21 protein-coding genes and 4 tRNA genes are annotated in these 21,199 nt (G+C 55.2%); 5 read left to right on the forward strand and 20 right to left on the reverse strand.

The annotated features are described in order from the left end of the window. Positions 1-93 precede the first annotated feature (93 nt). The 5 genes from KHA84_RS00810 to KHA84_RS00830 are packed head-to-tail and all read right to left on the reverse strand — an operon-like array spanning position 94 to position 5,065. On the reverse strand, positions 94-1,179 hold the full coding sequence (locus tag KHA84_RS00810) for a tartrate dehydrogenase (protein ID WP_213421357.1): 1,086 nt from the start codon (positions 1,177-1,179) through the stop codon (positions 94-96). Further along, complete coding sequence (locus tag KHA84_RS00815; protein ID WP_213421359.1) at positions 1,180-2,631, reverse strand: aldehyde dehydrogenase family protein; 1,452 nt, start codon at positions 2,629-2,631, stop codon at positions 1,180-1,182. It lies immediately after the preceding gene. Beyond that, positions 2,624-3,715: an aromatic ring-hydroxylating oxygenase subunit alpha gene (locus tag KHA84_RS00820; RefSeq protein WP_213421361.1), complete on the reverse strand. Its 1,092-nt coding sequence runs from the start codon at positions 3,713-3,715 to the stop codon at positions 2,624-2,626. The genes KHA84_RS00815 and KHA84_RS00820 overlap by 8 nt, the downstream gene beginning before the upstream one ends. A gap of 42 nt (positions 3,716-3,757) precedes the next feature. After that, entirely contained in the window at positions 3,758-4,006 is a 249-nt protein-coding gene (locus KHA84_RS00825; protein WP_213421363.1) for a ferredoxin, read from the reverse strand. Between the two features lie 24 nt (positions 4,007-4,030). Next, positions 4,031-5,065, reverse strand: a complete 1,035-nt coding sequence (locus KHA84_RS00830; RefSeq protein ID WP_213421365.1) for an NAD(P)/FAD-dependent oxidoreductase — start codon at positions 5,063-5,065, stop codon at positions 4,031-4,033. 234 nt (positions 5,066-5,299) lie between these two features. Here KHA84_RS00830 and KHA84_RS00835 point away from each other — a divergent pair, with 234 nt between their 5' ends. Further along, positions 5,300-6,670: a sigma-54 interaction domain-containing protein gene (locus tag KHA84_RS00835; RefSeq protein WP_336511063.1), complete on the forward strand. Its 1,371-nt coding sequence runs from the start codon at positions 5,300-5,302 to the stop codon at positions 6,668-6,670. Between the two features lie 279 nt (positions 6,671-6,949). Here KHA84_RS00835 and KHA84_RS00840 read toward each other — a convergent pair whose 3' ends face one another. The 4 genes from KHA84_RS00840 to cdaA all read right to left on the reverse strand — a co-directional run bounded on the left by KHA84_RS00840 (position 6,950) and on the right by cdaA (position 11,430). Continuing rightward, on the reverse strand, positions 6,950-7,702 hold the full coding sequence (locus KHA84_RS00840) for a hypothetical protein (protein ID WP_213421369.1): 753 nt from the start codon (positions 7,700-7,702) through the stop codon (positions 6,950-6,952). A gap of 113 nt (positions 7,703-7,815) precedes the next feature. After that, complete coding sequence (glmM, locus tag KHA84_RS00845) at positions 7,816-9,168, reverse strand: phosphoglucosamine mutase (RefSeq protein WP_213421371.1); 1,353 nt, start codon at positions 9,166-9,168, stop codon at positions 7,816-7,818. 38 nt (positions 9,169-9,206) lie between these two features. Continuing rightward, positions 9,207-10,601, reverse strand: a complete 1,395-nt coding sequence (locus KHA84_RS00850; RefSeq protein ID WP_213421373.1) for a CdaR family protein — start codon at positions 10,599-10,601, stop codon at positions 9,207-9,209. After that, positions 10,594-11,430 carry a diadenylate cyclase CdaA gene (gene cdaA, locus KHA84_RS00855; protein WP_336511064.1) on the reverse strand — a complete coding sequence of 279 codons (837 nt, stop codon included), beginning with the start codon at positions 11,428-11,430 and terminating at the stop codon, positions 10,594-10,596. Before cdaA ends, KHA84_RS00850 begins: the two co-directional genes overlap by 8 nt. A gap of 318 nt (positions 11,431-11,748) precedes the next feature. Here cdaA and KHA84_RS00860 point away from each other — a divergent pair, with 318 nt between their 5' ends. Beyond that, positions 11,749-13,335, forward strand: coding sequence for a SulP family inorganic anion transporter (locus tag KHA84_RS00860; protein ID WP_213421376.1), 1,587 nt, complete (start codon positions 11,749-11,751; stop codon positions 13,333-13,335). A gap of 100 nt (positions 13,336-13,435) precedes the next feature. Here KHA84_RS00860 and KHA84_RS00865 read toward each other — a convergent pair whose 3' ends face one another. The 4 genes from KHA84_RS00865 to rocF all read right to left on the reverse strand — a co-directional run bounded on the left by KHA84_RS00865 (position 13,436) and on the right by rocF (position 16,370). Continuing rightward, on the reverse strand, positions 13,436-13,687 hold the full coding sequence (locus KHA84_RS00865; protein ID WP_213421377.1) for a hypothetical protein: 252 nt from the start codon (positions 13,685-13,687) through the stop codon (positions 13,436-13,438). Positions 13,688-14,026: 339 nt separating this feature from the next. Further along, entirely contained in the window at positions 14,027-14,671 is a 645-nt protein-coding gene (locus KHA84_RS00870) for an anti-sigma factor family protein (RefSeq protein WP_213421378.1), read from the reverse strand. Positions 14,672-14,683: 12 nt separating this feature from the next. Further along, positions 14,684-15,247: an RNA polymerase sigma factor SigW gene (sigW, locus tag KHA84_RS00875; protein WP_213421379.1), complete on the reverse strand. Its 564-nt coding sequence runs from the start codon at positions 15,245-15,247 to the stop codon at positions 14,684-14,686. 217 nt (positions 15,248-15,464) lie between these two features. Then, on the reverse strand, positions 15,465-16,370 hold the full coding sequence (rocF, locus tag KHA84_RS00880; protein WP_213421380.1) for an arginase: 906 nt from the start codon (positions 16,368-16,370) through the stop codon (positions 15,465-15,467). A 155-nt stretch (positions 16,371-16,525) separates the two neighbouring features. Between rocF and KHA84_RS00885 the strand changes: the two genes are divergently transcribed. Further along, complete coding sequence (locus KHA84_RS00885; protein WP_213421381.1) at positions 16,526-16,981, forward strand: VOC family protein; 456 nt, start codon at positions 16,526-16,528, stop codon at positions 16,979-16,981. Between the two features lie 54 nt (positions 16,982-17,035). Here the strand turns inward: KHA84_RS00885 and KHA84_RS00890 are convergent, their stop codons facing one another. Continuing rightward, positions 17,036-17,743, reverse strand: a complete 708-nt coding sequence (locus tag KHA84_RS00890) for a DNA alkylation repair protein (protein ID WP_213421383.1) — start codon at positions 17,741-17,743, stop codon at positions 17,036-17,038. Positions 17,744-17,841: 98 nt separating this feature from the next. Between KHA84_RS00890 and KHA84_RS00895 the strand changes: the two genes are divergently transcribed. Beyond that, a complete protein-coding gene (locus KHA84_RS00895) occupies positions 17,842-17,997 on the forward strand; it encodes a hypothetical protein (RefSeq protein WP_213422016.1) in 156 nt (51 codons plus the stop codon). A gap of 45 nt (positions 17,998-18,042) precedes the next feature. Here KHA84_RS00895 and KHA84_RS00900 read toward each other — a convergent pair whose 3' ends face one another. Together KHA84_RS00900 and codA are read right to left on the reverse strand one after the other, a co-directional pair. Beyond that, positions 18,043-18,618 (reverse strand): GNAT family N-acetyltransferase, encoded by a 576-nt coding sequence (locus KHA84_RS00900; protein ID WP_213421385.1) that lies wholly within the window; start codon positions 18,616-18,618, stop codon positions 18,043-18,045. 22 nt (positions 18,619-18,640) lie between these two features. After that, positions 18,641-19,897 (reverse strand): cytosine deaminase, encoded by a 1,257-nt coding sequence (gene codA, locus KHA84_RS00905; RefSeq protein WP_213421387.1) that lies wholly within the window; start codon positions 19,895-19,897, stop codon positions 18,641-18,643. Positions 19,898-20,062: 165 nt separating this feature from the next. Between codA and KHA84_RS00910 the strand changes: the two genes are divergently transcribed. Beyond that, a complete protein-coding gene (locus tag KHA84_RS00910) occupies positions 20,063-20,743 on the forward strand; it encodes a hypothetical protein (protein ID WP_213421389.1) in 681 nt (226 codons plus the stop codon). Positions 20,744-20,793: 50 nt separating this feature from the next. On the opposite strand, the gene KHA84_RS00915 is transcribed toward KHA84_RS00910, so the two are convergent. The 4 genes from KHA84_RS00915 to KHA84_RS00930 form a co-directional block, all read right to left on the reverse strand. Next, positions 20,794-20,866: transfer RNA gene (locus KHA84_RS00915), tRNA-Lys, on the reverse strand. A 15-nt stretch (positions 20,867-20,881) separates the two neighbouring features. Next, positions 20,882-20,956 (reverse strand) — tRNA-Gln (locus tag KHA84_RS00920). Positions 20,957-21,016: 60 nt separating this feature from the next. Then, positions 21,017-21,100 (reverse strand) — tRNA-Tyr (locus KHA84_RS00925). Positions 21,101-21,106: 6 nt separating this feature from the next. Beyond that, a tRNA-Glu gene (locus tag KHA84_RS00930) sits at positions 21,107-21,178 on the reverse strand. Positions 21,179-21,199 lie beyond the last annotated feature (21 nt).

Consider the following 21,199-nt stretch of genomic DNA (forward strand, 5'->3'; position numbering starts at 1 on the left):
TTTCACATGTCAGGGTATGGACGTATTCGAATCAATTAAAGGGATCCGGCAAAATGCGCAATCGGCGTGAAAGTTCACGCCGATCGCAGAAATTTATACCTTTGCCGATATCGACTCTGCGATGATGCTAACCACTTCATCTCCGACTTCCGAAGTCGAAGCGGTCCCTTTCATGTCCGGCGTCAGTGCCGTGTTCCGGACCAACAGCTCTTCGATGGAATCCACCACAAGCCGGCCGTAATTCTCGTGTCCGAGGTGGTCGAGCATCTGGCTCGCCGACCAGATGGATGCCAGCGGATTCCCGATGCCCTTTCCGGCAATGTCCGGCGCGGAACCGTGCACCGGCTCAAACATGGACGGGAACTCCCGCTCTGGGTTGACATTCGCCCCCGCGGCAAGCCCGATCCCTCCTGCCAGGGCAGCTCCGATGTCCGTTAGAATATCGCCGAACAGGTTCGATGTCACGACCACCTCAAACCTTTTCGGATCGGTGATCATGAGCATGGCCGCCGCGTCCACCAGGTAAGACGATGTTTTCACTTCCGGATACTCCGCGCTTACTTCCTCAAACACCTGATCCCAGAAGACCATCGAGTAGTTCAGCGCATTCGCTTTGCTGACGCTGGTCAGGCTGCGCCCCTGCTTCTTCGCCGTTTCGAATGCATAGCGGATGATCCGCTCCGTCCCTTTCCGGGAAAACACAGCGTTCTGGAGCACCACTTCGTTTTCCTGCCCTTTGAACAGCCAGTCACCCGCACCGGAATACTCCCCTTCCGTGTTTTCCCGGATGAACAGCATGTCGACATCTTCTCTTTCGACATCTGCGAGCGTGCTGTGAGCGCCTTTTAACAGCTTGACCGGACGGATGTTGACGTACTGGTCGAAGCTTTTTCGGATGATCAGCAGCAGGTCCCAGAGGGAGATATGGTCGGGAACACCCGGGAAGCCGACCGCCCCCAGGTAGATGGCATCAAAGGCTTTCAGCTGTTCGATCCCGTCTTCCGCCATCATCCGGCCATGTTCGGTGTAATATTCGCATCCCCACGGGAAGTGGGTAAAGTCAAATTGGAAACCGCCGTCCAGCTCCGCGATTTTGTTTAATACTTTGATGCCCTGGTCAATGACTTCAGGGCCGATGCCATCCCCCGCGATCACTGCAATTTTATACGATTTCGACAATTAGTTCACCCCCTGGTTCCAGACGATCAGTTTCAGCTCGGTCATTTCCTCGACGGCATACTTGATGCCTTCCCGGCCTGTGCCGCTGTTTTTCAAGCCGCCGTAAGGCATCTGGTCAACCCGGTAAGTCGGCACGTCATTGATCATGACGCCGCCCACTTCAAGCTTTTTCGTGGCGTAAAGGGCGTGCTTGACGCTGTTCGTATAAATGCCTGCCTGCAATCCGAATTCGGAGTCATTGACGAGCTCAATCGCTTCTTCGACAGAAGACACTTTGTTCAGGACAACAATCGGCGCAAACACTTCCTGGCAGGAAACTTTCAGGCACGCATCCGCATTTGCGATAATCGTCGGTTCCAGCACGCCATCGCGGGCTTTTCCGCCGGCGACGACCGTCGCTCCGCCCTTTTCCGCTTCTTCAATCCAGGAAACGGCCCGCTCCAGCTCACGCGGCGAGATCAACGAAGAAACGTATGTGTCCGGATCGAGCGGATCGCCGAGCTTCAGCTGATTTGTTGCGGCAGCAAACTTCTCGGCAAACTCTTCGTAACGGTCTTCGTGCACGTAGACGCGCTGCAGGGAGATGCACACCTGGCCCTGATTGGAAAACGCCCCCATCACACATCGGCCGATGACTTCATCGATCTCAACGTCTTTGTCGATGACCAATGCAGAGTTCGAACCAAGCTCCAGCGTCGTCTTTTTCAGGCCGGCCTTGTTGCTGATGCCGATTCCGACGCCGGGGCTTCCTGTGAACGTCACCATCTTTACGCGGTCGTCTCCGACGATCACATCGCCCACGACACTTCCCGGACCTGTCACGACATTCAAGACTCCTGCCGGAAGGCCGGCTTCTTCGAACACTTCTGCGATAAAGAGGGCGGAAAGCGGCGTCTGCGAAGCAGGCTTCAGCACAATCGGGTTCCCTGCCGCAATTGCAGGTCCCACTTTATGGGCGACGAGGTTCAGCGGGAAGTTAAACGGCGTGATGGCGCCGATGACGCCGATCGGCTCTTTTAACGTGTAGCCGACTCTGCCCACTCCGCCGCTTGCCGCGTCGAACGGAATCGTTTCCCCGTGAATCCGCTTTGCTTCCTCGGCTGAGAACTTATACGTTTCAATGGTGCGTGCCACTTCCGCCCGCGCGAACACGATCGGTTTGGCCGACTCTTTGGAAATGATGGTCGCGGCTTCCTCGGCCTTTTCCGTCAGGATCCTCACGACGTTCTCCAGAATCTGCGCGCGCTGGTGGGCAGGCATTTCACCGATGACGTCCTGCGCCTCGTGAGCCGCGGTGATCGCCTGTTTCACCAGTTCCTCATCCGCAACCGCGATATCGGCGATTTTCTCGCGGGAGTAGGGAGAGTAAAGCGGAGAGTAGCCAGCCGTCTCCACTTTCTCGCCATTAATGATCAAATACTTTTTCTCTGTATGCTCTACTGTCTTATTCATCGAGGGCCTCCAGTACCATTTCATGGAATTGAACGATTGCCTGCTCCGATTTCGAGTAGCGGCCTTTCTGGAATGCGCGGGAACGGAAGCCGATCTGCTCAAGTTCAACGAGTTCAATATCCTCGGAACGCACTTGTTCGGCGAATGCCATCAGATCCCTTTCTTCCTGGGAGATCTTGTCGAGGCTGTCCTCACGGAAGTAGTACGTGTAGACGGCCATCGTCGTTTCATGGTCAATCGGGATCATTTCAATCGATGCCATATTCCCCGGCCCCGGGTAGAACGTCAGCATCAGGTTCGGCCAGAGCCAGAAGAACGATCCGCCCTGGATCTCGGACTGGTTCAGATCGACTTCACCGTATTGTTTGTCCGGCTTCACGATGGACGCCTGGAAGGAATAGTTTTCGCACGTAAAGATCTGGTAGTCATCCATGTCGAGCGTGTCGACGAAGCTTGGGTGCGCGACATGGCAGTGATCGCACTCCAGGTAGTTGTCGATGAACGCTTTCCAGTTGGATTTGAAGATCCGTGTCTTCCGGTGGGTGCGCTTCAGGTCACTCAGGAACTCAAACTGGCTCAGGCGCTCAAAGAAGTCGCCGTAAGACTCGCTCAACGGCTTTGCATTGTCGTCGAGGTTGACGAAAATCAGCGATTCCAGAACTTCCATTCTGACGGAACGCAGGCAGGCGTCCTGGACACATGCCTCTTCTTCTCCGCGGAAGTTCGGTGCTTTGTTCAGCTTGCCGTCTGTCTTGAATGTCCAGCCATGGTACATGCACTGGAGGATCTTCTTTTTGCCGGATTCATTCTGTTCCAGCTTCGTTGCACGGTGAGGGCAGACATTATAGAACGCGCGCAGCACTTCGTCCGTTCCGCGCATGATGATGATCGGTTCGTCCATCACTTCCGCCGTGAAGAATTGCCCCTTCTTCTCAACCTGGCTCACATGGCCGACCAGGTGCCACGTCTTGTCAAAGATCAATTCTCTTTCTTTTTCCAGCACTTTCGGATCGGTGTACATGTCATAAGTCATCGTTCTTTCAAATGTCCTGTTTGTCACGTTCTGTACTTTGTTGTAAGCCATTTCCGTCTCCCCTTTTCCTCTTCAAGTTGTTATGGGTGATTCTCAGCTCGCTTCGACTTTCCGGCAGTTAAACGGCGTGTCGCTCATTTTGATTGAGTCGGTCGGGCAGCCCTCGATCGCGTCCTCAAGGTCTTCGATGAGACCCTCGGGAACTTCTGTCACGCCCTCATTGCCATCCAAAATCGAATACGAGAACCCGTCGTCTGTGTAGTCAAACAGATCCGGTGCATTGGGATTGCAGGCGCCGCACGCAATGCATGTGCTCCGGTCCACCATGGTGAATACCGCCATCAGAAAAACCTCCTTGCTTATGATCTAGACCTTCACAGCCTGTTTTTTGGTTGCTGTTTCTTGTTCGCCCATGACAGTCGTGCTGTGGAGCGGCTGGATTTTTGCGGATGGATCGATATAGACTTTGGCATTGCTCACCGCAATCGGCCCTTCGCCGAACCCGCTGGCAATCAGCTTGACTTTGCCGTCATACGTGCAGATATCGCCTGCTGCGTAAATGCCTTCAATATTGGTTTCCATTTTTGAGTTCACAGCGATTGAGTTTTTGTCGATTTCCAGGCCCCAATCTTTGATCGGGCCGAGCGACGAGACGAAGCCGTAGTTCACGAGCACGTCGTCCACTTCAATCTCCAGCCGCTCTTCATTTTTCGTTTCTTGAATGATCACTTTTTCAATCTTTTCTTCACCGAAAAGCTCAACGGGCACATACGGCGTGACAATTTCTACGGTTGACTGTTTCAACAGCTCCACGCTATGTTCGTGGGCCCGGAATTTGTCCCGGCGATGGACAAGGGTCACTTTTTCGGCAATCGGCTCCAGCATGAGCGCCCAGTCGACCGCCGAATCGCCTCCGCCGAACAGGGCGACCTTCTTCCCCTTGAACCGGTTCATGTCATTGACGAAGTAATGGAGGTTGGCCCCTTGGAATGTTTCCTCTCCATCGACATTCATCTTCCGTGCCTGGAACGCGCCGTTCCCTGCCGTGATAATGATTGTCTTGGTGTAATGGACGCCTTTGTTGGTCGTCATCCTAAAAATGCCGTCCTCGTCTTTTTCAATCTCTTCCACGGACTCTCCGAGGCAGACGGTCGTTTCAAACTGGTTCATCTGCTCGACGAGCTGATCGACCAGCTGCTGTGCGCCCACTTTCGGGAAACCTGCAATGTCATATATATATTTTTCCGGATACAGCGCTGATAATTGCCCGCCCAATTGCGGCAGGCTTTCGATGATTTTCACCGATGTTTGGCGCAACCCTGCATAAAACGCGGTGAAGATTCCTACAGGACCGCCGCCGATAATCGTGATATCCGTCACTTCAGAAGATGCCTGACTCATATGGTTGCCTCCTTGTCGTCGTAATGGGAACGATGGTATGTTCTTGATGCGACAAGAACTTTTCACGTCATCCAACTCATATGCAATTTGCGTGCCAAGTTCAATAGCGTGCTAAATTTAACGAATCATCTCGTCTTTCGGCCTTGGGCATGCTATAATCGAGTCCGGTTTGACTCACTGAAAATACTGACTTATTCAAAATTGACTCATATGCATTTAAAGGAGGTTGGTGTCGTGCAAGAAAGCATCCGGTTGGAAAATGTCGGCCTGACGTTCGATTCGATCCTGGAAATACTGGACTATTCTTCGGATGAAATTTATGTCGTCAATCGTGATACGCGGATTGTCTATGTAAACAAAAACTGCGAAAAGCATTATGGCCTGAAAAAAGACGAAGTTCTCGGCAAGCTGAACCACGAACTGTATGACCAGGGTTATTGGGCGCCCTCCATTCTTCCTTTGGTGTTTGAAAAAAAAGAGACGGTCTCCCTCAAGCAACAGACCTATATAGGCGCGGAGCTGCTGTCCATTGGCGTCCCGATTTTTGACGAGTCCGGGGAGATCGATTACATCGTGGTCACGTCTACCGAACTGCAGGGCTTTAACCGGATGTTCACGGCCGAGGTTTTTGAGAACGAAGGAACCCAGCACCAGAACCCGCTCGACAGCGTGATCGCGAACAACGAAAAAGTCAGGAAGATCCTGAAGTTTTGTGAGAAAGTGGCTCCGACCGACTCCACGGTGCTGATCCGGGGAGAGTCCGGAACGGGCAAAGGGGTCATCGCCCGCCACCTGCACGATACCAGCAAGCGGAAGGACGGCCCCTTCCTGAATGTGAACTGTGCGGCCATCCCCGAAGAGCTTCTGGAATCCGAACTGTTCGGCTACACGGCAGGCTCCTTCACGGGGGCCAACAAAGGCGGCAAAACGGGTCTGTTCGAAGCGGCTGACGGAGGGACCATCTTCTTGGATGAAATCGGGGAGCTGGCATTGCCGCTGCAGGCGAAGGTGCTGCAAGTCATCCAGGACAAGCAATTCATCCCGATCGGCAGCAGCACGAGTAAAACTGCGGATGTCCGGATCATCGCGGCCACCAATCAGGATCTGGAGAAGATGGTCCAGAACAAGACCTTCCGGGAGGATCTGTATTACCGGCTGAATGTCATCGATATTCACATGCCGACCTTGGCGGAGCGGAAGGAAGACATTATCCCTCTGACCTACCGGTTCCTGAATGCGTTCAATAATAAATACAACGTCAACAAAGTGATCTCGGAGAACTGCCTGCAGGTCCTTCTCCACTATTCGTGGCCGGGGAATATCCGCCAGCTGGAAAACCTGATTGAGCGGCTTGTCATCACGAGCGATTCAATCATTGAAGTATCCGACCTCCCGCAGGTCATCACCGACAGTGTCAAAGAAGTGCCCGAACTGATGCATCCCAACTCGCTCGACAATGCCGTCAATGAAGTGACCCGCACATTGATCCGGCGATCATACGCCAAGCACGGGACGACACGGGGCGTCGCAAAGGACCTGGATATCTCCCAGTCGAAAGCCTCGAGGCTGATCCGCGAGTTTTGCCAGGAAGAGCAGCAATTTTAAAACTTCGCGTTTGATTCACAATGCAAGGAAAATGTTTTTAAAAAGCAAACACGCAAACGGCCCGGACTCTGTCGCTTACCGCAGCCGTCCGTGCCGTTTGCCAACAATATATAAAGCTAATAAAGTGCTATCGCTGGCGTGGGTGAGCACCACCCGTAAAAACGAACGCCATAAAAAAATCCGCCATGGATCGCGATGACCCGGGCGGATTTTACTAATGGATTAACCTGTTCACGCAGCGGGTGGCTTACACCCCCGACTGCGATCAGGCGGTTTCCTTTATTCATTCATCTTGGCCACAATGTCAATCAGCTCAAGCGCTTCTCCGAAATGTATGGAATAGACGATGTTTTCCGCCTGCCACCGGATGGAGTTTGCCGATGCGCCGTTTCCAGTCATATCGAATGTGCCGGCCCCGACTTCCTGCGTTGGCGGGAGCATCTGTTTCTCAAGCTTCTCCACCATCTCTGTTGCCTGCTCCTTCATCTCTTCGCCCGCACGTTCACCGTTCCTCTGGTGTACCAGGAAAGACCAGTTCCCTTCGTGCCATACGATCCGTGTGCTTCCTGCACCGGCGTCCGTGTAGCCGGTGATGCCATGGCAAAGGTCCGTGTGCTGCCCGGTCTTCATTTCCGGCTCGTAGTTGACGCCGGCGTGGGCCCCTTCCGCGGAGTCATGGACGATGGCGCCCGCGGTTAGATAAGGGGCTTCCTTCTTCAGCGCCGGGTCGTTCAGCGGAACCGGCTCATCCATCAGGTAATAAACCACTTTATAGCCGTCGGCATCCGCAGTCACCCTGGCAGTCAGGTACCGGTCGCCGGTCTCCAGATCCCGGGGAAGTTTCGGCTCCGCAGCTGACTTCTGCACAACGGTTTCCCACACGTCCGCCAGCACTTCCTGCTTTACTTGGGAAGGATCGCCCTGTTTCTGTGTATCCCCAGGCACTTCGGGTTCCTTCATGTCCGACGGCCCGCACGCCCCGAATATCAGCAACAGTGCCGCGGGGAATGCGAGCCAGCTGATCCGCGCCATCTGTCATCCCTCCCTCCCGGAAATTCACCTGTTATCATCTTATTTACCCGCTCCCCCCGGAATTAAAAAAGATCCGTCCGGATTTGGCTTCCGGACGGATCTGGATCATTCAATTAAGCTTCCGTGCCCATTTCCGCGCGCACCACTTCCGCGATGCGGTTGACGTAGCGGGAGGCTTCTTCCTCGGACTGTGCTTCGACCATGACGCGTACAAGCGGCTCGGTGCCCGAAGGCCGGACGAGGACGCGGCCATTGCCGGCCATGTCTTTCTCGACTTCCGAGATGACAGCCGCGACTTTGGCATTGTCCGTGACTGCATGCTTGTCGGTAACCCGTACATTGACGAGTTCCTGAGGGAACATCTTGACTTCAGATGCAAGATCAGACAGGGTGCGCCCGGTGATTTTCAGGACGTTTACAAGCTGGAGTGCGGTCAGCAGGCCGTCTCCGGTCGTGTTGTAGTCCAGCATGATGATGTGGCCGGACTGCTCCCCGCCAAGGTTGTAGCCATTCTTCTTCATCTCTTCGACGACATAGCGGTCGCCGACGGCAGTTTTTACACTTTCCAGGCCGTTGTCGCCGATCGCCTTGTAGAATCCGAGATTGCTCATGATCGTGGAAACGACTGTATTCTTGTCCAGGCGACCTTCCTCTTTCAGGTGGCGCGCCAGGATGAACAGGATCTGGTCGCCGTTGACGATCTCGCCGTTTTCATCGACGGCGATCAGGCGGTCGCCGTCACCGTCGAAGGCGAGGCCGATATCGGCGCCTTTGTCCACGACAAATTTCGCGAGCACTTCAGGGTGGGTCGAGCCGCAGCCATCGTTGATGTTCAGGCCGTTAGGGGAAGAGCCCATCGACGAGATATCCGCATCCAGGTCGGCGAACAGATGCGTCGCGAGGGACGATGTCGCGCCGTGCGCACAGTCAAGCGCGACATGGATGTCGGTGAAGTCTTCATCGACCGTCTGCTTGAGGTACTGGATGTACTTTTGCCCGCCCTCCTTGTAATCGGTGACCGTGCCCAGGTTGGCACCCGTCGGGCGAGGCAGTTCATCGGTTTCCTTGTCCAGCAGCTCTTCGATTTCTGCTTCCTGCTCGTCGCTGAGCTTGTAGCCGTCACCGCCGAAGAACTTGATGCCGTTGTCTTCCACCGGGTTGTGTGATGCGGAAATCATGACGCCCGCATCCGCGCTCATCGCACGGGTCAGGTAGGCAACGCCCGGCGTGCTGATGACGCCGAGCAGCATGACATCCGCCCCGATCGACAAAAGTCCCGCGACAAGTGCGTTTTCGAGCATATGGCCGGAGACGCGCGTGTCGCGTCCGATCAGGACCTGCGGTTTGCCGGATGCATGTTTCGTGAGGATATATCCGCCGTAGCGGCCGAGCTTGAATGCGAGTTCCGGTGTCAGGCCCTCATTGGCGACACCGCGCACCCCGTCTGTTCCGAAGTATTTTCCCATCATGACTCTCTCCTTCACTGTTGACGTTCAGTTTGTATTCATGCGGCGGCAATGCGGACAGTGACCCGGCCCGGTGCCGGTTCGGCTTTAATACCGGTTGGCCCGTCCACTTGGACCACGAGTGATGCTTCGCCTTCATTGATGCCGCCTGCATTCACAAATAGCGTAAAGTCGCCGGATTTGGCGCTGTCCACGGCACTCTTCGGCCCCCGGATCTTGAGGGAGAGCGGCCCTTCCGGCTGGATCACCTCTCCGGTCTGCCCTTCCTCAAGGCCCCGGACCTCCACTGCCAGTCCGTCTAGGGTGCCGGATGCCTCTTGATCGGCAGTGCCGCTGTGTACTTCTGCGCCGGATTCGTTGCCTTGTACGGTCTCGCCGCTTTCGGACGATTCGCCTTCCTGGCTTGGCGTTCCCGATTCTTCTTCCGGCGGACCGGCCTCGGCAACCGGCTCGTCAGGCTCGTCAGGCGCTTCCGCCGTCTCCTCGTCGTTGTCGTTGACCGTCGCCTGGACGTCCACATCAATCGAACCCGGTGATATTTTGGTCACGCCGGCCGGTTTCTTGAGCTCCACGGTCAACTTCCCGCTCGCGGTCACTTTCGAAACATCGACCGAGACGGTCAGTTCGCCGATTTCATCGAGAACATTTCTTGGACCGAACAGCTTGACGGTCTCCGTCGCAGTGTTGAGGGAATTGATCGTGACACCCTCCTCCGGTGTGCCGGATCGCTGCAGCGTGACCGGCACGGACCGGGAGTACTGGGAAATGTCCGCTTTGACCGTCACTTCGGCAGGCTCGATGTCGACGTTCAGCTTGTTCAGATCGCGGTCGAGCACGCGGACGCTTGCCAGTTGCTCGATAGGCCCGTCCACTCCGGAATCGGCCGTGACCGACGCCTTGACGAAGCTGACGGAATCAATGACGCTCTTGGCCCCCGTGACCATGACGGTCGCCGGCTCCACCTCAAGCGAGTTGATGATATAGTTTTCTGCAAGCAGCCTTTCGTTCATCTCCGGGTCCACCCGGAACTCCCGGCTGATCCGCTCTTCAATGACGACATCGACCGTTTCGGGCTCGATGGAGACTTGCAGTTTTTCCGACAGATTTTCAGTTTGTACACGGACCTTATGCGCGCCCATCGTGAGCGTGCGGAGGTCGACGAACACCGTGAAGTCCTTGATCGTCTTTGTTGTCCGGACGAGGTTGCCCGGCCCTTCGATGGTTACGCTGACCGTCTCGGGCGCGCCCGTGACGACCGTATTTTCATCATCATAATACACTTCAAGCGGTACATCCTGCAGGACGGCGATATCCGTTCCGCCGGCGGCGCGGCTTCCCTGCTCCTCGTCCGACTGCACGACGAGAAACATCAGGACGGCGAAGAACAGGGCGATGCCGCGGATAAACCACGGATTGTCCATGAACTTATCCATTCTTCTTCCCTCCCCGTTTCCGCTTCGAGGCGGCCTGCGGTTCAGGCGCAGGGCCGAACCACATCTTCCGGAGCAGCGTTTCGAATTCCTCAGGCGGCAGGTTTCGGTGAAGGTCTCCGTTGCGCGTCAGGCTGACCGCGCCGGTCTCCTCGGAAACGATGATCGTGATGGCGTCGGTCACCTCGCTCAGGCCCAGTGCCGCGCGGTGGCGCGTGCCGAGTTCCTTCGAGATGAACGGGCTTTCGGACAAAGGCAGGTAGCAGGCCGCTGCCGCGATCCGGTCCTGCTGGATGATGACCGCTCCGTCATGGAGCGGCGTATTCGGTATGAAAATGTTGATGAGAAGCTCCGATGTCAGATCGGAATGCATCGGAATCCCGGTCTCGATGTATTCCGACAGCCCGGTTTCCCGTTCGATCGAGATCAATGCGCCGATCCGGCGCTTCGCCATATAGCCGACCGATTTCGTGACGGCTCCGACGAGGCGGTCCCGCTCTTCTTCCACGGCCATTCCGCCCCTGGAAAACAGCTTCCCGCGCCCGATCTGCTCGAGCGCGCGCCTGAGTTCCGGCTGGAAGATGATAATAACCGCGAGGAACCCCCACGTCAGCACCTGCTCCATGATCCAGTACATTGTCGTCAGGCCGAGTTCCTTCGTGACGAACCAGGCGATAACGACGACAAATACGCCCTTCAGCAACTGGACGGCTTTCGTGCCCTTGATGATGGTTATCAGTTTATAAAGAACGTACCAGACCAGGAGAATATCCAAGATATTGATCAGTGCTTCCACCCATGTCAGGTCCGTAAAACGCTCAAAAAACGCCACAGGCATCCCCGCCTTTTCTTAACGCTTGCATATCGGTTAGTATACCATAACGGACCGCTTCACCGCTCGGCTGATGAAGACTTTTGGCGGCAAGAACCAGTGACCCGGGAGACAGGCGGAAAAGGCCCATTCCCGGGTGGGCCGGAAAATACGGAAGAATGTCTTAATGAATCCGCGGCTGCTGTCCCCGCGCCGGCTGTAAAACTATTTTCCTATGCGATATTTCAATATTTCCTCATTTTGACTTATAATGATACATAGAAGGGTCCGAGTTTTTCTTTTCAACCGGACCACATCAACATTGGAGCGTGAGTCAACATGAGGAATTTAGGCCGTTTCGAGTCGCTGAATGGCCGGACGGCTAGGAAAGACATCCTCGCCGGCATCACGGTCGGGATTGTCGCCATCCCGCTCGGCATGGCGTTCGCGATTGCTTCAGGCGTTAAACCGGAATACGGAATCTATACGACCGTGATCGCCGGGCTTCTTGTGGCGCTTCTCGGCGGTTCCCGCTTTCAGATTGCGGGACCGACGGGCGCGTTCATCCCGATCCTGCTTGCCATTGTCCTGGAATACGGCTATGAGGATCTGCTGGTCGCCGGCTTCATGGCGGGGATTTTCCTCGTCATCATGTCCTTCCTGAAAATCGGTGACCTGATCCACTTCGTCCCGAGGGCGGTGACAATCGGGTTCACTGCCGGGATCGCCGTCACAATCTTTACCGGCCAGATCGGCAACTTCCTCGGCCTCGAAGGCGTGGAGCGCCGGGAGTTCTTCCATGAGAACATGTGGGAGATCCTCCGCAACATCGGCACGCTCAACGGCTACGCATTCATAACAGCGACAATAGGACTCGCCGTCATCATCATTCTCCCCCGGATCGCGCCTCGCGTTCCGCTTTTCCTTGCTGCCCTTTTGATCCCGACACTGGTATCGGTGCTTTTTTATCCCGGCCAGCTCCCGACGATCGGCACGGCCTACGGCGGCATTCCGCAACAGCTTCCTGAATTCCGCCTGCCGGCAATTACCGGCGGAAAGATCCTTGAACTGTGGCAGCCGGCACTGATCATCGCGGCGCTCGGCGCAATCGAGTCGCTTCTGTCCGCAGTTGTTGCCGACAGCATGGCCGGCGGCAAAAAATCTGCTTCCAACCGCGAGCTGTTCGGACAGGGCATCGCGAACATGGCCGCTCCGCTTTTCGGCGGAATTCCGGCAACCGGCGCCATCGCCCGCACCGCGACCAACATCCGGGCCGGAGCCGTGAGCCCGCTGTCCGGTGTAGTGCAAAGTTTGTTCGTCCTGCTCGTCCTGCTGATGTTTGCGCCTTTCGCTTCGCATGTCCCGCTCGCCAGCATGGCACCGATTCTGATGCTTGTCGCCTGGAATATGAGCGGGCTCCGGTCATTCGTAAAAATTTCACACCTGAGGACCGGCGACTCGGCCGTTTTGTGGGTGACGTTCCTTCTCACCGTCTTCGTCAATCTGACTGTCGGGGTCCAGGTCGGATTCATTCTCGCTGTTCTCGTTTTCCTGAGAAAAATGAGCGGAAAGCTTTTGCTGAAGCCCGGGGAAGCCACGCCTGACGATTACATCTACAGCAACATCCCGAAGGGGTCGGTGTTCCGCACCGTGCGCGTCGACGGCCCGCTCTTTTTCGGAACCGCCCAGCAGTTCGAACGGGAAATCGAAAAACAGCTCAACACCCCCTCCGACGCCCTCATGCTCCGGCTCCAAGGGCTTTCCGCGCTGGATGCAGGTGGCGTTGCCGCCCTGTCAGCTGCCCATGACCTCGCAGACCGGCAGGGAATCCGGCTTCTTTTCCAGGGCATCCCGGAAGAGAAGAAGATCCTGCTGAAAAAAAGCGGGCTGTATGACAAGATCGGCGCAGAAAACATGGTGAAATGATCAATCCGCCGTCCCGGGAATGGGGCGGCGGATTTTTCCATCTCAAAGAGCAGGAAGTGGGTATCATATTGAACTGGTACTCACTAGCCTTTTAGGACTTTTAGAAATCGTATCTCTTTCTTTTTTCCTGATCGGAATCAGATTCATCGCGAAAACGAACCTTGACCTCGGAGTCGCTGACAACATTAATATTGATTTCAACTTTGACTTCATTGTCGCCAGATCGATTTTTGCGATTTTGCCGCTCATCCTCCTCGTCAAAGAACGAACGCTTTTGACGCCGTTTCCGCTGCTCGTTTTTATCCCGGTTCCAATCTTCGAAGAAGGAATCGTTCATCCAGGCTTTGCTCATGATTTCCCCTCCTTTCCCTATACTTCTTTAATATATTCAAAGGGGAAAATCTAACTTTGGACAAATGCCTTTGATTCTTCATTTCAATGAATGAGGTAATCGCACAGAGAATATTCCCCAGTTCGGGAGAATGTCTCGATGCCCATATCGCTTGTCAGGAAAGGCTGCACGAAATAAAAAAACGGGATTGGAAGATGCCGCTCTTCCAATCCCGTTCTGTTCCAAGAACCCCCTCAGTTTCTATCAATCCTCTCTGATTGGCGCAATCAAAAAACCGCAGGCAAAGAAGGATTCCCTTCGCCTGCAGTCCGGGCATCCGCTCCTCAGCGGATGCTTCCTCTATTCTTCCTCGTCACCGGCGTCCGGGCCCTCAAAGACGGAGAGGCCCTCCTTGACACCAGACTTGATCGTGTACCAGAGCCACTCAAAAGCCCGGTTGATTTCTTCGACCTGACCGGTGACCACAGCTGTGGAGGCCATGTATTTGGAGCCGTTGATGACGGTGACGTCACCCTCGACTTCTCCTTCGATATGCAGCTCGCCGTTTCTCACGACGAGATCCCCCTTGACCGTTTCGCCTTCCGGAACAGTGACTTTGTTTCCTTCGACAACAAGATTCGGCTGGGTGGATACGACCAGCTGCTGGTCGGATGTATTAAAATTCGAGAACAGGGCGAGCCCGGCGAGAAGCATGAACATGGCCGCGGCGGCAAGCATCGGATGCCGGCCGAACCAGCGGCGCACGCCTGCTCCCTGGCGCTCTTTCGGAAGCGCCGCCATAATGCGGTCGCTGAATCCTTCCGGTGCCCCGATATGCGATGCGCTTTTCAGGAACGCGACCGAACGGCTAAGCTGGTCCATATGTTCCTGGCAGGCCGGACATTGCTCGAGATGCTCTTTCAGAATCTGTTCGTCCCGGCGGGTGATTTCCCCGTCCAGATAATCATGCATGTACTGGACGATTTCTTCCGGACACGGTTTCATCCCGATTCCCTCCTACAACTTCTTCATTTGTTTCCTAAGGGCTTCTCGGCCCCTATGTATGCGTGTCTTCACTGTGCCCAGCGGCAGATCAAGGATTTCGCTGATCTCCTGGAGCGGCAGTTCCTCGATGTAGCGCAGGACGATCGCCGACCGGTATTTGTCCGGCAGGCGGCTGATCTCGTACTGGACCCGCTCCTGCTGTTCCATCTTCTCGACTTCCTCTTCCGGCAGCCGAGAATCGTGGGCGAGCCTGGAATAGTGATCCAGCCCGTCCGTCCCCGGCACCGGAGCGTCAAGGAACGTATCCGGTTTTTTCTTGCGGATCCGGTCGATGCAAAGATTGGTCGCGATGCGGTACAGCCACGTCGAGAACTTCCGCTTCTGGTCGAAGGTGTGCAGGTTGATGTACGCCCTGATGAACGCTTCCTGCGCGATATCCTCGGCTTCATGCCGATTGCCCAGCATCCGATAGCATACTTGGTACAGCCGGTTCTGATAGAGGGAAACGATTTCTTCGAACGCCGACTGGTCCCCCTTCAGGACTTGTTTGATTCGTTTTTTTACGATGTCTTCCATTCTTCTCGATTTCCCCCCGCTTCATGCGGCTAGTTGGTATACGGACGGGCGCGTCAAAGGGTTTCACTTTTTCCGTGAAAAAGTTTGAATTCAGATTACCCTTTTCATCCGTATGGTCACAATTCCACTTATTGACTTCATTGTATCAAAGGAAAATCTAAAAATGTTGAAAAACTATAAAACCGGCCCCCTTCATCGGGAACCGGCCATAACGCCTTTAAATCAAGGTTTCACCGAACAAGGAGCCCATCAGGCCGACGGCGACGTCTGCTGTTTTATTGCGCTCGTCGAGAATCGGATTCACCTCGACAAATTCAGCCGATGTGATCCGGCCCGTTGAGTGGAGCATCTCCATCGCCAGATGGCTTTCCCGGTAGCTGAGGCCGCCCTGCACCGGCGTGCCGACACCCGGTGTGTAAAGCGGGTCGAGCCCGTCCAGGTCGAGCGAAAGATGCACGCCGTCCACGCCGCGCTCTTCCAGGTAGCGGATGGCGTCCTCCATGATTGCCGTCATGCCGTCCCGGTCGATTTCGTGCATCGTGTACACGCGGATGCCCTTCTCCTTGACGAGCTCGCGCTCTCCCGGATCAATCGAGCGCGCCCCGATGACGACGATATTTTCCGGCTTTACTGTCGGCCCGTTGCCGATCGAGGTCAGATCCCCGTGTCCGAGGCCCATTGCGACGGCCAGCGGCATCCCGTGGATATTACCGGATGGCGACGTTTCTGCCGTGTTCAGGTCGGTATGCGCATCATACCAGATGACTCCAAGGTTGCTGTAATGCTCGTTCAGACCGGCCAAAGTGCCGATTGCGATGCTGTGGTCGCCGCCGAGAACAAGCGGAAAGCGCCCGTCGCTGACGGTTTCCGACACTTTACCGGCAAGCTTCCGGTTCCCTTCGGTGACCGCCTTCAGGTTTTTCAGGTTCGTGCCCGACACTTCGCGGGGCGCATCCATGTCGACCGGGATATCCCCTTCATCCCTTACGATATGCCCCAACGCTTCGATCCGCTCCACGACCCCCGCGTAACGGATCGCGCTCGGCCCCATATCGACCCCGCGCCGGCTCTGGCCGAAATCCGCCGGAACCCCGATGATTGAAATCTCTTTATGACTGTTCATGTTGCTTATCCCCCTTTTCTGACTCTGGCTACTATTATGAATCTAAAATGGCAGATGGCTCAACTGGACAAAGTTTAGGATAATTATTCATCGGAAGAATCAGTCTGTTTCGATATAATGACCATATACCGTATGGAATAGGGGGGATTTCCAGGATGATCAGGGGACTGTATGAAGCCCATTTGCCGGTCAGTGATCTTGAACGATCACTTAAGTTTTACACCGGTCTCGGGCTTGAACTTGCGCATACCCACGGAGAGGGGCTGGCTTTTCTATGGATCGAGAAGGGCAAAAGCTGGCTGGGGCTTTGGCAAACCGACAAGGTGGAGCTGGACTATCACCCTTCCATCCGCCACATCGCCTTCCAGGTGTCCCTCGAAGGGCTGAAAGGTGCCGTCAGCTGGCTCAGGGACAGGGGATACGAGCCGAGGGAAGCGTTCGGTTTCGGGCCGGACGAACCTTTCGTGATGCCGCAGCCGGAATACGCCCATGCCAAGATCCACTTTAACGACCCGGACGGCAACAGCCTTGAGTTTATCTGCAAGATGGACAACCCGAACAAGCTGACGGAGCGAATGACGCTGAGCGAATGGGAGAAGCTGAACGCCTAATAAAAGCCTGTATCTGAGGAGGCGGTTCCTCCCAGATACAGGCTTTTGGTTTCATTAGCACCGGACATATCTTCGCTTGAAGCCGAGTCTTCCTTTGTCCAGGTCTTTCTGGATATTGTCGTAGGCATTCAGGAAGCTGCTTTTCTTGTTGGGCCGCTTCATCTCGACGGTGCCGACTTCACGCGCCGTTTCGACCGCCTGTTCACTGAGCGGGCTGTAAGAGATGCCGACTGTATACAGGAAATTGTTCATCGCCGATTTTGTGCGCTCTGGCGCATCATGAATCTCGTTCTTCACCGTCTCCAGCATCCAGGAAAGCTTGTCCTCAGAAAATTCATCGTCCTTGCGGCTGCCAAGCAGCCAGCAATAGCAGCTCCAGCCCGCCGACATCCTCAGCTCCTCACCGCTTGCAATCCATTTGTCGGCGATGTCCTGTGCCAGAGGCGACTCGGACAGGGTGACGGCCACCACATAGTCGGACAGCATATAGAAATACGCCGCATCCATCCAGCGGTCAAAATCGGCTTCCGTCATGACTTTTGGGTCGGCGATGACCCCCGCAAAGTACATGGCGTCATAATTGCCCGTCGCGTACAGTTGCTCCGCCAGGGGCTGGTTGATCTTGATCTCTTTCTTCATCGGTTTCATCGCACCCGTTGCCACACCGAAAAGCGGCTCATGCGCGCCGTTGGACATGTACATCTTTTTCGTGCGTTCCTTGCCCAGGGATTCAAGCTCCTGCATGACTGTTTTAAAATCCATTGTGGATGTCTTCCTTCCGTCACTTGATTTCTTCCGGTCTTTTCCATGTCCTTTTTCTAAGTTAAGCTATAACTATTAGGATAAAGGAGATGGGATCATTGACCAACCTGGGCGACCTTTTAGCCGTCACTTTTTATCTGGCGGTTGTAGCAGGCATCCTCGCTGCTGTTGTGCTGTTCAGCCGCTCCCACAGAAAGCGGAAAGAACAGCTGGACAGAATCGAAGCCAAATTAAATGACCTGACCGGGAAATGAAACCGGCATGCCTCCTGTAGCGGACGGCATGCCGGCTTTTATTCTTCAATCCCTGTCCATCAGCCGTTCCAGATGACGTTTCACTTCCGGCCATTCGCGGTCGATGACCGAATAGAGGTGGACGTCACGCGGTTTTCCATTGGAGCGGATGCGTTCGTTCCGCATGACGCCTTCCAGCTTGGCCCCGATCCGCTCCAATGCTTTCTGCGATCGAACGTTTTCCGAGTCGGTCTTGAACTGGACGCGGATCATGTCCATTTCTTCAAAGCAATGGCGGAGCAGCAGGTACTTCGAAACGGTGTTCACATGGGTCCGCTGGTACGCCTTCCCGTAGAAGGTGGACCCGATCTCGCACAGTTTGTTGAACGGGTCGATGCCAAAGATTCGTGTCGTGCCCATCATGTCTCCGGTCTCCTCGTTTTCCACTGCAAATGCCAGGCAGCTTTCCCCTGTTTCCATCGCGGTGATTCCCGTTTCAAGCCACTGGTCGAAACGCTCTTTCGTCTCGACCTGGTTCAGCATAAAAAAGAAAATATCCGGCGAATACAGCCCCCAGAGCGCTTCGAAATCTTCACGCTCGAGCGGCCTGAGCCTGACGCCGTTTAGCCCGAGAACCGGCACGGGCCCACCTCCCTGTTTTCATTTATTCCGTTCTGAAAGTCGTCTCCGTCACTGCCGGCTGTGTTTCCACGATCATTTCGCCGTTCCGGACCGACAGGAGAACCGGTGCCTGTGTGCGGACCGCTTCATACTCCGAGTCGGCATCGATGACGATCAGGTTGGCCGGGTTGCCTTCCTTCACGCCATATTCATCGTCACCGAGGTGGAGCGCCTTCGCCCCGTTGACGCTGACCAGATCGAGCGCCTTGATGATATGCGCATAGTCGGTCATGTGGCAGGCGTGCAGGCCGGTGTCGACGACGCTCATCAGCTCGCCGTTGCCGAGCGGGTACCACGGATCCACGATTGAATCGAGCCCGAAGCAGACGTTGATGTCTTCCGCGAGCATCTCCTTGACCCTCGTCACCCCGCGGCGCACAGGGTGCTCGTCGAATCGGCCCTGCAGATGCAGGTTCGCTTTCGGCAACGAGACGAAATGAATGCCTGCTTTTTTAAGTGTCTGGAACAGCTTGTACGTGTAGGCGTTGCTGTAGGAAGCCATTGCGGTCGTGTGGCTCGCGGTTACCCGGTCTCCCATACCGCGGCGGAGCGCTTCACCCGCCAGCACTTCCAGGTAGCGTGACTGGTCGTCGTCGATTTCGTCGCAATGGATGTCGACGAGCTTGCCGTATTCCTCCGCGAGGTCAAGCGCGCGGATTACCGACTTCACGCCCTCTTCACGGGTAAGCTCATAATGCGGGATGCCGCCGATGACATCCGCGCCCATCTCGATTGCGCGGATCAGCAGCTCTTCGCCGTCCGGCTTCGTGTACAGCCCTTCCTGGGGGAACGCCACAAGCTGCAGGTCCACCCACGGTTTGACTTCTTCCTTCACTTCAAGCAGCGCTTCCATGCCCTTGAGCGTCGGATCGCTGACGTCGACATGCGTCCGGACATGCTGGATCCCGTTTTTCACCTGGAGCCCGATTGCCCGGAGTGCGCGCTTTTTCAGGTCGTCCTTTGTTTCATTCAGCATCTGCTTGCGCTCCGCCCAGATCTCGATCCCTTCAAAGACCGATCCGGACTTGCTCCACCGCGGCGTACCTGCCGTGAAAACGTAATCCAGGTGGATGTGCGGCTCCACGTAAGGCGGCAGGACCAGTTTTCCTTCCAGGTCCCTGACGTCCTTGCCCAACACGTCCGCCTCTCCGGCAGCGGTCACCGACCGGATCCGGCCATCCTCAATATCGATCGTCCATAGGCCTTCCCGGCCGTACAGTTTCGCGTTATTCAGAATCAACGTCGAATCCCCCTCTCCATCTTTCCATGTCCATTATATCAACGCGCCGGGCGAAATCTCGCCGGACCGCTTCCGTACAGCTTTATCCATAAAGAGGCAGTCATACATCGCGGTTTAAAGGGTATAGCAAAGGGGTAGATGCCTCGGGTGGAAAGGAGGATGCCGGTGTTTGGCCTTCAGGATCTGATTTCATTGATCATCTCGGCATTTATCATCCTGCCGGCAGTCGTGTTTCTTCGCGAATTGGGCTATGTGATCACGAGCGCGATTTTTGGCGTGGTAAATCCGCGCCTCACGATCGGTTCCGGCCCGCGGGTCTTTAAGTTCGGGATATTCGATGTACGCAGATATTACCACTTGTACAGCTGGTTTTCCTATGATGACCTGAAACGCAAAGGCAAATTCATTTACGTGCTTATTTACGCGGGTCCGATCCTGGTCAATATGGTGCCTGCATTGATCCTGAATGCGCTGCTTGCCAACGGCATTATCGTCAAATATGAAACGTTCTGGAGTCGCTTCCTGTTTTACCAGTTCTATTATGTCCTGTTTGACGTCGTACCGATGAAAACAGTCAACGGCATGCCGAACAACGGCATGATCATCTACGAGATGCTACGCTACGGCAAGCGGGTCGACTACAACAACGAGCCGTTCATCCCCTCCACCACCAAGGTTGAGGAGGAGTACCAGGAAGAAATGGAGGAGATTGAAGAACAGATGGAAGAAATGGAAGAAGCCTCAAAGGAAATGAAAGAAAACGACGAGGTCATGGAGGTCAGGCGGGACGGCGATGAAGACGAGGAAGATCGCAAGGAGCGGAAACTGGGCGGACTGGATAATTGAGATTCAAGAAATGAAAAAACGCCTTCCCGCTGCCGGGAAGGCGTTCCGTATGAGCCATGCAGGGCTCGAACCTGCGACCCTCTGATTAAAAGTCAGATGCTCTACCAACTGAGCTAATGGCTCATGAAAATAAAAAAATGGCTGGGGTAGCTGGATTCGAACCAACGAATGACGGAGTCAAAGTCCGTTGCCTTACCGCTTGGCTATACCCCAACGCTATGAAGTGCTGCCTTTTTAATGTTACCCGGAAACGGGTGATTTAAACATGAAAAGTGGTGGAGGGGGGCAGATTCGAACTGCCGAACCCGAAGGAGCGGATTTACAGTCCGCCGCGTTTAGCCACTTCGCTACCCCTCCAACATATGACCCCTACGGGATTCGAACCCGTGTTACCGCCGTGAAAGGGCGGTGTCTTAACCGCTTGACCAAGGGGCCGTGTCTCAATCGGACAACGTT

This window comes from Bhargavaea massiliensis (assembly GCF_018390575.1).
Classification (GTDB): domain Bacteria; phylum Bacillota; class Bacilli; order Bacillales_A; family Planococcaceae; genus Bhargavaea; species Bhargavaea massiliensis.